The organism is Pelagicoccus sp. SDUM812002, assembly GCF_031127835.1.
Lineage (GTDB): Bacteria > Verrucomicrobiota > Verrucomicrobiia > Opitutales > Opitutaceae > Pelagicoccus.
Genome location: NZ_JARXHX010000006.1, coordinates 53,551 through 65,201, shown reverse-complemented (window position 1 = coordinate 65,201; position 11,651 = coordinate 53,551). Strand labels below are relative to the sequence as shown.

Annotated in this window: 9 protein-coding genes; 3 read left to right on the top strand and 6 right to left on the bottom strand. The window is 53.4% G+C overall.

From position 1 onward, the window contains the following. Nucleotides 1–130: 130 nt before the first annotated feature. Genes QEH53_RS10680 through QEH53_RS10670 form a run of 3 tightly spaced genes read right to left on the bottom strand, consistent with a single transcriptional unit; the run spans nucleotide 131 to nucleotide 5,087 of the window. Complete coding sequence (locus QEH53_RS10680) at nucleotides 131–2,437, bottom strand: ATP-binding protein (protein ID WP_309023177.1); 2,307 nt, start codon at nucleotides 2,435–2,437, stop codon at nucleotides 131–133. 2 nt (nucleotides 2,438–2,439) lie between these two features. Beyond that, the gene (locus tag QEH53_RS10675) at nucleotides 2,440–2,982 is read right to left on the bottom strand and encodes a YfiR family protein (RefSeq protein ID WP_309023176.1); all 543 of its coding nucleotides are present in this window, start codon (nucleotides 2,980–2,982) and stop codon (nucleotides 2,440–2,442) included. 14 nt (nucleotides 2,983–2,996) lie between these two features. After that, nucleotides 2,997–5,087, bottom strand: coding sequence for a TonB-dependent receptor (locus tag QEH53_RS10670; RefSeq protein ID WP_309023175.1), 2,091 nt, complete (start codon nucleotides 5,085–5,087; stop codon nucleotides 2,997–2,999). Between the two features lie 716 nt (nucleotides 5,088–5,803). On the opposite strand from QEH53_RS10670, the gene QEH53_RS10665 reads away from it, so the two are divergent. Further along, nucleotides 5,804–6,943, top strand: a complete 1,140-nt coding sequence (locus QEH53_RS10665; RefSeq protein ID WP_309023174.1) for a histidinol-phosphate transaminase — start codon at nucleotides 5,804–5,806, stop codon at nucleotides 6,941–6,943. Between the two features lie 28 nt (nucleotides 6,944–6,971). Here QEH53_RS10665 and QEH53_RS10660 read toward each other — a convergent pair whose 3' ends face one another. The 3 genes from QEH53_RS10660 to QEH53_RS10650 are packed head-to-tail and all read right to left on the bottom strand — an operon-like array spanning nucleotide 6,972 to nucleotide 9,346. Then, the gene (locus tag QEH53_RS10660) at nucleotides 6,972–7,607 is read right to left on the bottom strand and encodes an alpha/beta hydrolase (RefSeq protein ID WP_309023173.1); all 636 of its coding nucleotides are present in this window, start codon (nucleotides 7,605–7,607) and stop codon (nucleotides 6,972–6,974) included. Continuing rightward, nucleotides 7,535–7,909: a hypothetical protein gene (locus QEH53_RS10655; RefSeq protein WP_309023172.1), complete on the bottom strand. Its 375-nt coding sequence runs from the start codon at nucleotides 7,907–7,909 to the stop codon at nucleotides 7,535–7,537. The genes QEH53_RS10660 and QEH53_RS10655 overlap by 73 nt, the downstream gene beginning before the upstream one ends. Before the next feature lie 39 nt (nucleotides 7,910–7,948). Continuing rightward, a complete protein-coding gene (locus QEH53_RS10650) occupies nucleotides 7,949–9,346 on the bottom strand; it encodes an HTTM domain-containing protein (RefSeq protein ID WP_309023171.1) in 1,398 nt (465 codons plus the stop codon). Between the two features lie 227 nt (nucleotides 9,347–9,573). Between QEH53_RS10650 and QEH53_RS10645 the strand changes: the two genes are divergently transcribed. Both QEH53_RS10645 and QEH53_RS10640 read left to right on the top strand, forming a co-directional pair. Next, a complete protein-coding gene (locus QEH53_RS10645) occupies nucleotides 9,574–11,091 on the top strand; it encodes a glucan biosynthesis protein G (protein WP_309023170.1) in 1,518 nt (505 codons plus the stop codon). Beyond that, nucleotides 11,079–11,651: a hypothetical protein gene (locus tag QEH53_RS10640; protein ID WP_309023169.1), complete on the top strand. Its 573-nt coding sequence runs from the start codon at nucleotides 11,079–11,081 to the stop codon at nucleotides 11,649–11,651. Before QEH53_RS10645 ends, QEH53_RS10640 begins: the two co-directional genes overlap by 13 nt.

Sequence of the window (11,651 nt, the reverse complement as noted above, 5' to 3'; positions counted from 1 at the left end):
AGGTTGGCGGGCAATTGAGCCGCAATGTGGCCGGATGGCAAGCGCTGGGTCAAGGATGGCTGTAGAACAGGCGGAGCACCGTACCTGAATCGCCCTGCGTCGAAAGCGGCTTGTGGTTACCGAAAGCGAGCTACTTGCTTTTCAGCGAGGCCCCTTTGGCTCGGTGACTTTCGTAAAAGCGGAGGGCTTCGCGGACACGGTCGTCTTTGACCGGCTTCGATATGAAATCGTTCATACCAGCGGAACGCATGGCTGGTTCCGCTTCGGATTCGACGTTGGCGGTAAAGCCCACGATCCACGGTTGCTCAATATCGGGATTCGATCGGATCACGCGGCATGCTTCTAAGCCATCCATGTTTGGCATTTGCAGGTCCATGAAGATCAGGTCGTAAGGAGCTTTGAGCATGGCGGCGACGGCTTCGCGTCCGTCTGCAGCGATGTCAATGGCGAAGCCTTCTCGCTTCATGATAAGCTTGAAGACCTTTTGGTTCACTTTGTTGTCTTCAGCGAGAAGGATACGAGTGGTGCTTGAGGGTAGTCCTCGGGGCGACTTGCTGGATTGCGATTCGTTAACCACGACGCGTTTTCCTTCGCTGACGGATTGTTGGATGAAATTGCGCGCCTCGATAAGACGGAAGGGAGAGTTGCTGTAAATGCCAAATGGTTTTGCTTCGCGTTTGAGCGGATGGTGAATGGTGAGTGAGTTGAGTCTCGCAGCGCTGGCCGGCCTTGGCTCGAATCCGTAAAGTCGAGAGCCGATGGAAAAGTCGGTTTCTTGGCCCGACTTTTCAATACGCATCCCCCAGGCCTCGAAAAGGCGAGAGAGGCTCTCTTGGAGCGGTGAAAAGGGCACGGATACTGAAATGGTCTGTTGGACCGCTGTAGCGGTGGGAGCGAGTTTACTTGCGATTGTTTTCTCTGAGGGACTCGGGAGTGAGAGTTCGAATGAAAAGGTGGTCCCTTCTCCCTCCTCGCTCGCGACTACGATTTGGCCGCCCATGGCGTTGACCAGTTTTTGGCTGATGGCGAGTCCGAGACCGGAGCCGCCGAATTGGCGGGTTGTGGAAGAGTCGATCTGAGAGAATGTCTGGAAGAGCCTGTTTTGACGATCTTTGGGGATTCCTATTCCGGTATCGTGAACAGCTAGTGAAATGTGCTTTGCGGTATCGTCGCTCGGCCGATTCGCTAATTTAGCCTCTAGCCAGACGTAACCGGTTTTCGTGAATTTGGATGCGTTGCTGAGTAGGTTTACAATCACTTGGCGCAGGCGTGTGATGTCGCCGAGTACGCTGTAGGGAAGCAGGGGATCGATGGTAATAAAGAAGTCGATTGGCTTCTCCCAGTGTAGAGCGGCGACCATGTCGATGGCTTCCTCGAGGCACTCGGAGAGGGCAAAGCGACTTTCTTCCAGCTCTAGGTTGCCGCTCTCGATCTTCGAGTAGTCGAGGATTTCATTGATGATGGAGAGCAGGTTGTCGGAGCTGGATTGGATGATCTTGACGTAGTTTTGGAGCTCGAGGTCGATCTTTTCCGAAGCAAGGATGCTGCTCATGCCGACGATGGCGTTGAGCGGAGTGCGCAGCTCGTGGCTCATGGTGGAGAGGAAATCGGATTTGGCTTTGGAGGCTGCTTCCGCTTTGACCATGGCACCACGCAGCTCGGAGGTGCGATGGGCGACTTCTTTTTCCAGGTTCCGGTTGTGGTCGTTTATCGATTGGTCTCTTTCCTGCACGACATGCATCATGATATTGATGCTGTTGGCGAGGGAGCCGATCTCGTCATCGAAGCGTTTGATCGCCCGACGGGAGTAGTTTCCTTCTTCGGCCACGGATTTGGCGAGTTCCTCGAGTTCGAAGAGTGGGCGCGTGATGAGTTTTTGCAGTAGGATCGCAATCAGGACGGAGATGGATGTTCCGATGCCGACGATGAGGATGGCGATGATCACAGCCTCTCGGATGCTGGCTTTGAGCGAGGTGGTATCCATCTCTATGTAGAGCGTTCCGACAAAGTCCTGTTCGACATAGATTTGAGTCGAACGCGAAATGTGGGAATCCGAGCTCGAGGTTTCCTCGCTAGCGGAAGTCACGGGTATCTGTACAGTGTCGGATCTTTTATAGACCGCAAAAGTGCTTCCATCTGTCCCGTATAGGATGGCTTGAGTGATGTCTGGCTCGCTGGAAAGGCTCGCTAGGTACTCGCCGGCCGTTATCGGATCGTCGAAGCTAAGTGATGCCTCTGAATTGCTTGCGACGATGGCGGAGAGCGATTTTAGCTGTTCGTTTTTCTTTTCGATAAACGACGATTTCTCGTGAAGCACGTAGACGACGCCGAACATCGAAAGAGTGACCAAGCTCGAGAGTATGGTCGCCAGCAGGAATTTTTTCCTAACGCTACTGGAAAGCAGTGAATGAATCGCCTGTCGCAGGAGACGCTTCATCGCTATTTGACGGAGAGCTGAGCGAGCTTAGAGCTTACGCCAAGGTTGTACAAATCCACTTCGACCAGGTTGAGGGAAAACCGGATGCGATTTTGCAAGGTGATGAATTCTATCAACCCCCCTTCCTCAAGGAATCCTGGTTCGCTGCTAACGGTGATGATCGATTCTTGGCGGGCAAATTTAACGATACCTGCCCACTGCGGCTGCTGATTGCGTCCGATGTAGACCAAATCGAGGCCGGAAAGCTTACCGATTTTGTCGGACGAGGTATCGATTTCGACGATCTCGAACGACCGTGTTGCGCGAGATTTCTTAGCGGCGATTGCTTGGAGTTCGCGAAAAAGGCTGGGGTCGTGCACGACGCCTACTTTAGTGGGATTGCTCGTAGGTCGCTCCCATCGAACGAAGTCGATGAACTTAAGAATGTAGCTGGCTTTGAGCGATTCTTCATTGAGCGATTGGGCGCGAACGTTCGATGGAAAGGCTACAAACAAAATCACTCCAAATATCGGAACTGCGAGACGACTTAGAAATGCGTTTTTCATCTTCTGTGTCTCGATTAAAATTCTAGATTCAGCTCTAGGTAAGCTTCCCGTTTGGATTCGCTTCCTGTTCCGATGTAATCTTTCAGATAGGTTTCGTTGGTTGTCGGATCCAAAAGGTTTCTGCCTACGATCGATACTCGCACCGTATTAGAGGGCGTCCAAGTGAGGCGAAGGTCGCTTTGAGTGCTGCTCCCCTGATGGGAACGTGGACTACGGTAGCCGGTATTGTAGCGAAGTCCGAGGTCCATGCGCCAATCGTCGCTGGCCTTGTGCGAGAACCATAGGGAGGCCTGATGTTTGGGGACGTTGTCGGCTAGGGTGTCGAGTTCAGCTTGGAGGGTCGGAAGATTGTCAATGTTGGGTGCGAACCGTGGCGCTGATTCGAATCGGTCTTTGATGATCGAGTAGTTTGCCACGATGCGACTCTTTTCGGAGAGTGCCCAGTCGCGGCTTACCTCTAGGCCATAGGATCTGCCTGTAGCCAGGTTGTCCAAAACCATTTGGTTGAGAAGGTAAGGTCGCTCCACTGAGAGTATGGGGGTTATTGCGAAGTCGCGAAAGCCGAGGATATTCTCGTATTCGTTGACGAATCCGGTGACGACGAGGGATCCCCCATATCGGAACTGGGTTCGGTAGCCAAGCTCGAACGCGTCGAGACGCTCGCTTTTCAGCTCCAGGCCTTGATGAGTGAGGTTGAGGAGCTGGGTATCTATATCGAAGTCTCCAAATGGCGTGGAAATGACGAAGGGGTCGACTCCGAGGTATCCATTTTTCATATCGGCGACGGAGGTGAGACCGGACGGGACGGCTCTGCTCGACGAAGAATAGGCAAGCCAGAGCCGACTCTCTTCGCTCAGGCGGTAGAGCATGCGAGCTGAGGGAAGCATTTCCACGTGATCCGAGTAGGAGTCGTAGCTGCCGCTTAGTCCGGTTGAGATTTCGAGGCGCTGTGGCTCCATTGTGAGCGTGTACTCTCCGCCGAAGTGAGCGGTTGTGTTGGGTTCTTTTCCGTCGCTGGTGAAGATAGTCTCCTCTGAATCAATCAATTCGTGGTCGCCAGTGACTAGTCCGGCAGCAAGCACGAAACGGTGCTTTTCCGAGGGCGAGTAGAGTGCTCGAGCCTCCATACCGATTAGTTCGAAATCGTAATTTGAATACAAAGACCGGAATTCAGTGCTGCCGAGCCAGCCACGTATACTGTAGCCATTGTTCTTGTCCTCTTCGTGGGTCCATTTGACTTGGGCGTTGAAGCCGCTTTGGGCCTCTGGCCCCGTGAGAATTTCTGGATATCCTGTTTCGGCATCGAGTACCGCACGGGCAAACTCGAGATTCGAGTTGAAGTACTCTGCGGAAACGCTGAGCAAGTTTTCTCCGCCCGGGCGTTTCTCGTAGCGGACTCCCACTCTTTGGGTTGACCATTCGTCGCTATGGACGCTCGCTGCAGATTGGCGATCGCTGCTCTTAGCCCAGACCCGCATGCCGGAATCCTCATCGATCAGCCAGCCATGGCGGCCTTCCACTGAGCGATTCAGGCTACCAAAGCGTGTCTTGATCGCAGTCCCTTCTGTTTCGAAGACGGACTTGAGGATCACATTTACGCGTCCGTTTGCCGCATTGGTGCCCCAAAGAGCTCTGCCCGGACCGTAGACGACTTCGACGGAGGAGACGTCGTCGAGTAGTAGATCGTGGTCACTTCCGAAGAGACCATTAAAAACGGTGCCGTATTGGCTTTGCTCATCTACCGTGAAAAGGGCTCGCGAAAGGAAACGCGAGTTCATGCCACGAATGCCGAGCCCCCAAGCTCCATTGCTGGATCGCATGATGTGCGTCCCAGGAGCGTAACGCAGCATTTCTGGGATAGAGTCGACGGGGAGGTTATCGATCGCCTCCTCGTCAAATACGAAAGCTCCGTTAGGGGCGTCGAAGAGCTGGAAGCCGGACTTCGAAGATTCGATGACTGGCGTGTTTGCGAGCTCCTCGAGGGAGAGGTCTGCAAATTCGCTGACAGCGAAAAGCGTGTCGACTGCTGCGAGGCAGCAAGTTGCGGCGAAAAGACGAGGTATTGCTAGTGTTTGCAGCTTAGGAGGAGAGATACTAGAAAACATTTGGCTTATTGGTACAGAAATACCCTATCGCCGTATTTTAACCGTTCTTGATCTAGTATGAGCTTCTACAGGTGTGTGTGTGCAAAGTCGGATAGATGCTAAGCAGGCAGGATTTAGTCAGGCGGGAACGGCAGACCAGCCAACACAATGTTTTAAAAATTGGTATAGAGGGCGGAGGGGATCGGCTTTAAAGGGCAGGATTTACCTCCTCTTAATAGACTTTATAACATCATAAAATGTTATGATTAAGGATATTGAGAGGATAGGTTGCTTCGCTAGTGTACGATTTGAGAAGATCTGCTTTGAGTAATGTAGGTTGCTTATTTCACACAGTGCGGGATGCCATTGAGAATACCGTTAAGGTCGCTTTGCCTCAGGAATCTGGAGGAGAAACGTAACCGAGCTTGGGCTGTTTTTAGGAATTTTTTAATTAGGTTAAATACCCTAATTATGGGATTTCAGTGGAGATCGGTCTTCCTTTTTAACATTCGCGTGAGATTGGAGGGATTCCGGGATCTGGTATTTTTAGCGACCTGCCAACTAACCCGATGGTTCTTTAGGTGACACTCATAATTATCACTGTAACCAGTGTGTGGGTACGCAGATGTTACGGTCGTGACGACATCGGTCGTATATCAATGCAATGCCTGACTGAATTCGAGCAACCTCTGTCGCTGGCACGACAGGTGCTCGCATCGAGGTCCAAAAAGATGTCTATGAAACGCCGAGAATGGATCAAAAGCGCCGCCCTCATTGGCGGCAGCCTCAGCATGTCTTCCGCTTTGCGCGGCATGCCAACGGCCGCTCCTTTAGGGACGGCTTTGCCAAGCGATAGCTCGCATGGTTATGTAAACCTTAGCATTAACGAGAACCAGTGGGGTCCGTCGCCGAAGGCGCGGGAGGCTATGGTGAAAGCGGTTTCCTATGCCTACGAGTATCCGGCAGTGCCGCATCGTAAGCTGCGCGAAGAGATCGCGGTCCACGAGGGTGTTGATCCTTCGCAAGTGCTCATCGGAGCGGGGTCCTCGGATTTGCTGAAGGCATCTTCGTACGTTTACGGTTTGCAGGGAGGTTCTCTAGTCGCTGCGGAGCCGACCTTTAACGACCTCTTGCGTTGGGCTGAGCCTAACGGGACCGAGGTCATACGCATTCCATGGAACGATGAGTTTTCGCCCGACTTGAATAAGATCAGCAGTTCGCTCCGCTCGGATACCCGCTTGGTCTATGTGTGCAATCCGGAGAACCCAGCGGGCACGCTTTGTGATACGAGTGAACTGAAGGATTTTTGCATGGAGACTGCGAAAAGTTGTCCGGTATTCGTTGACGAGGCCTATATCGATTTCGCCGGGGAAGCGGACAAGCTAACGATGATGGGGTTGGTCCGAGAGGGGTTACCGATCATTGTGAGCCGTACTTTTTCGAAAGCTCACGGCCTCGGTGGTATGCGGGTCGGTTACGCCGTGACGACACCGGAGATTGCGGAAAAGCTGAAGCTGGCCTACGTACATGGGGTGGTTTGCGGCGCTTCGCATGTATCCATAGAAGGGGCACGGGTCGCTTATGCAGATCGCCAATGGCTGACGCACGTTCGGACTGAAACTGCGAAGGTGAGGGCTGACTTCGAGGGCTTTTTGGATAATATCGGTCAACCGTTTATTCCTTCGTACACGACCTTCGTGCTGATGCCAGTGAACACCGATTCAAAAGTGATAGCGGATACTTTGTTCAACATGACGAAGGTCCGGATCAGCCCTCGTTTAATCCACGGACAGAATTATCTAAGGATCAGTTTAGGAAGCCCCGCTCAAATGCGAAAGCTCAAGTCTGGCTTGGAGCTCGTTTTAGCCGCGACCTAAGTCGATGGAAGTTGCTTGCACGGAATTGTTATTCGATTCCGTGTAGTTGCTCGATGGCGACACGTCCGAGGATTCCGATAGGGTTGCCCATTGTTTCAATGGTTTCAAAATGGTTGTAACCCGCGACCACCTCGAGCGTGTTGGGAACTCTTGCCTTGTCGAGTGCATCGGCGAATTCGATGGCTTGGCGCTTGAATTCAGGGGTTTCGTAGGAACCATAGGCGATGATGAAGGGACAGTTGATTTGGTCAATGTTTCGGATCGCACTCAGACGGTCGACTGTTTCTGGAGTGAAGTTTACGTATTCACTCCGGTAGGACAGGCTGACCGGGACGAGGTCGTACATACCGCTGCAAATCAGAGCTCCTTTGATGATGTCGATAGGAGCGTTAGGCACAGCTGACCAGTCGGTTGTGACCATGCAGGCGGCGAGGTGTCCGCCCGAGGAGAAGCCAGAGAGGTAAATTCGATCAGGGTCGCCACCGAATTTTTCCCGAGTGTTCTGGTATATCCAAACGAGGGAGGTGCGACGTTGCTCTACCATCGGGATGAGGTTGCCATCGAGGTCCTGCACGGGCGAGAAATCGGGAGCTATGAAGTGGATGCCTGCCGAGGTGAAGGTTTCGGCGAGATAGTGGGTTTGGGCCGCAGAGCCAACTTCCAAGCGCCCCCGTGGATGAAAACATGGATGGGCGCGTTCTTCTTTTCAGTTGCAAAGAGGTCGAGGCTCTCGTTGGGACCTTCGCCATAAGCGAAGCGTTGAGGCGGACCGAGGCGTTGGCGGAGGAGTTCGCTATTGCTGTCGAATCGCTCGAGGACTTGTTCAAGGTTCGGTGCGTAGGCGGCTTGGTCGTAAGCGCTGTCGAGTGCTTCTTGATCGAGGTCGAGCCAGACCGGCTGGGCGTAAGCCAGAGACGAGGTGAAAAGGAAGCTCACAGCGAGGAGAATTCGACGAGGAGGATGCATGGGGCCGATGAGCAGAGGCCGTGCCGAATGCTCGGCGCCTCACCAAGTGCATTCACAGAAATCTAAGGTGGAGACATCTCGGTAGCGGATGAAGCGCTGAGGGTTGCGAGGGAGGGGAGCGAGCAGTGGATGCTCGGTCAGTTCGCCTTGGAATCTTCCTATGAGCTGGATTTCGCCTTGATAATCGCAGAGGATGTAAAAGTCTCCCGTCGCCCGGGCTGCTTTTCGTCTGAGTTCATGATCGGCGATGAGGAAGTGGGAATCTGGATACGAGCGAAGTTCAGGGTGATTGGTGCCGATGATTCGTACGAACTGCGGTGTGGAAAGTCGCAATTCGGATGTTGCCAGCAAGTGGTTGGGATTGTCGCCGAGAAGGCGGAGGTTGCTGAACATGGTGAAGGACCCTTGGGTTTGCAGGCCGAAGTAGGGTAGCAGGCCAACTACGAAAACGGGCGTGGCGAGAACTAGGTATTTGGCAGGGCGTGGAAAGAGTCGTGTTCCCCCGTCTTGTGGTGTCGTTCGAGCCTTCAACATTGAGTTGAAGACTATCCAAGTGAGAGGTGCATAGATCGCTAGCCATACAGCGTTTGCGAGTATCGGAGATGGGTGGAGAAAATGGCGTTGGACGAGCGTAAGGGCAACTAAGATTAGGGCGATGATAGGCATGCGCAAGGCCGGGTCGACGTGGAAGGCGGGGACTGTTTCCCGTAGCTTTTTCAGAACCTGATCAACGTGCGCGAAGGACTCTTCCGGTAGAAAAAAGAGAAGAATCGTGAATGAGAGAGCCGAAAAACTGCTTATTCCGAGAATGGGAATGAGGCCCATTGTGAAGTGGAAGATGAGGGCCACGAGCACCCCTATGTTGCGGGTCCTTTTGAGACTGAGGAGAACGGGAATCGCGATCTCAGCGGCGAGCGTTAAATAAATAGAGATCAACCCTGTGAGGTCAGTGATGGGAATCGGGAGGTTAAAGCTCTCGATGACCTTGTTCGCGAAAAGGGATGCGCAGCTCACTTCGGGTCTGAGGAAATCGCTGTTCAGCTTCGAAAGGGCCGCGAAAACGTAGAGGAGGAGATATTGGATTCGTACGACCGGTCCTATGATAGCGTAGAGTTGCCCGATGCTGCATGTCCGAGCTTTGATCTGCCGAATCTTGAAACCCAAGATCGCAAGGATTGCGAGGGAGATCCAGAGTTCCAATACGAGGTGGTTCGAGAGCTGTACGTAGTGGAGGGCGAGGAGGACAAGCGTTGCCCCCAGGAAGGCGACGAATCTGGATTTCGATGACGGTCGAGCGAGCAGAGCGATGGTCGCGAGGCTGTAGGCAAGGCCCTCCCAGGCGGTGAGAGAAATCAAGGGAAACGTGAGGAGGTGAATAACCCCGCAGAGGGCCCAGGTGCCGGCGATAGTGGTAATTGGAGCTACTCGCCGTTGCATGGTCGGGAGTCAAAGGACGGTGATTTCGATAGCGAGGTCGTTTTTACTTCGTGGGATCACGAAGGCAGTTTGCTGCTATTTCACGAAAAATCGCCTGTGAAGGCACTCGGAGGGACTCCTCTGACGTTTTGGAGTGGGAACATTTCATGCTCGATCCGGTATAGGAGTGGCTTAGTATCAGCCTTTCCTTTTACCAATATCCACTTTTTTCGCCAACTTCTTGTCTCATGGTTTTATCTGACTATCTCGGACGAACTCCGTTCGTTGCCGCCTTCACTGTATTACTCTCGGGCTGCGCTTCGCTCGATGCGATGCGACGAGTTGAAGTGGACTTCGCTTACGTATCAAATCTGGCGGCCGATCTCGCGGAGAGCGACTATGTCGCTCCTGGCCCTCTTCCCAAGGTCCTGAGCGATCTCGATTACGACGCGTATCGGAAGATTCGCTACAATGCGGACAAGTATCTTTGGAAGAGTGAGAACTTACCCTTCAGCCTCGGCTTTTTCCATCCGGGCTTTCTGCACAAAGATCGAGTCAAAGTGCACGAATTCACGCCCACCCATGAACAACATATTCGTTACTTGAGCGAGTTTTTCGACTTTGAAGACCAGGCTTTGGCAGATTCTATCCCGTCCTCGCTCGATTATGCGGGCTTGCGGCTCTCCTATGCAGTGGATGGTAGATCGGATTATCGGGAAATTGCGTCGTTTCTTGGAGCGAGTTATTTCCGCGGCACAGGACTAGATACGCGGTATGGGACCTCGGCTCGTGGAATCGCCATCGACTCAGGATTGGGACAGCCAGAAGAGTTTCCGAAGTTTAAGCAGGTTTGGCTGGGCAAGCCGCAGATCGATTCGACTTCGGTGGTCATGTTCGCTCTGCTTGACGGTCCCAGCGTAACGGGCGCCTATGAGTTCGTCATTCGTCCGGGCGATGCGACGATTATGGATGTGAAAGCCCGGCTTTTTTTCCGCGATTCGGTCGATAGCCTTGGGATCGCTCCTCTGACTAGCATGTTTTGGCGAGGTGAGAACCGCTCGAGCAGCGAGCGAGACTACCGCCCGGAGGTACACGATTCCGATGGCCTGATCATTCTAGAAAAGGATAACGAACCGATATGGCGCGCGCTCGACCTAGGAGACAAGACGCGCTTGTCCTATTTTGGTGTAAACCAAGTCAATGGATTCGGCTTGATGCAGCGGGATCGAGAATTTGCCAGCTACCAAGACCTTGAAGCGGAGTATCATAACCGTCCTTCGGTCTGGGTGGAGCCGAAAGGTGATTGGGGGAAGGGTTTTATAAAGCTTGTAGAGTTGCCGACGGAGACCGAGTTTGAAGACAATGTAATCGCGTTTTGGGAGCCAGCGGTTTTGCCGGAATCTGGCACTGTACTGGATTATGAATACACAATTCATTGGACCCCTGAGCCCGCTCCGGTTGCTTATCCGAGCTCCATCGTGACCTCTACCCGAACGGGAGCGGATCCATCGTACCCGGGGACGGAGGTTTTCGTAGTAGACTTTACTGGAGTCGAAGGGGCAGAGCCACCGGAGTTGCTCGCTGTAGTGGAAGGTGCTGCTCGTCTGGTCGATGATCATGTGGTTTGGAATCCGTATTCAAAAACTTGGCGCGCGGTTCTGCGTATGGAAGGCATCGGGGATGAAGGCACTACGGAAGCTCGTTGCCAGCTGCTTTTCTCGGACGGAAACAATTCCGAAGTTTGGGCGTATCAATGGACTCGCTGAATAGGATCGTTCCGGGAAGCGAGGGCTTCGTCGACTGGAGCGAGGCTTACGAGCGGGTGGAGGCATACTTCTGCGCTCTGCATATCCGTGACCGCTTGCTCCTAAGCCAGCTAGTGGCTCAGATTCTTTCGCGGGCTGCTGAACGATTTGAGGGGAGCGCAAAGTCCGCTTCGGTTCTCGCGATGGAAGAAGCTAAGGAGGTGGTACGCACTTGGTTTGGCAAGGTCTTGGATGCAGCGGGCGTCGAGCATGGAGAATTGGGCGCCCAAGGTCGTCTGGCCTTGTTCCTAGCTGACATGCCGACCCGATGGCAGAACGAGTTCTTGCACCCTGGGCCGTGGCCGGAAGCGTTTTTGGAGGCGATGAAAGCGACCTACTTGAGTACGGGGCCGGAATTTAGTAAAGCTCGTATGACACCTCGCGATATCGACTTAGGGCCGGTGTCAGCCGTCGCGGACGAGACCTGGCGAGTGATCGATAGGTGGCCGATACTCGGGGCCCTTTTCGTCTGGACCTTGTACCTTGGCGGAGTCGGCCTGCTCGTCTACTTGCTGCATTGA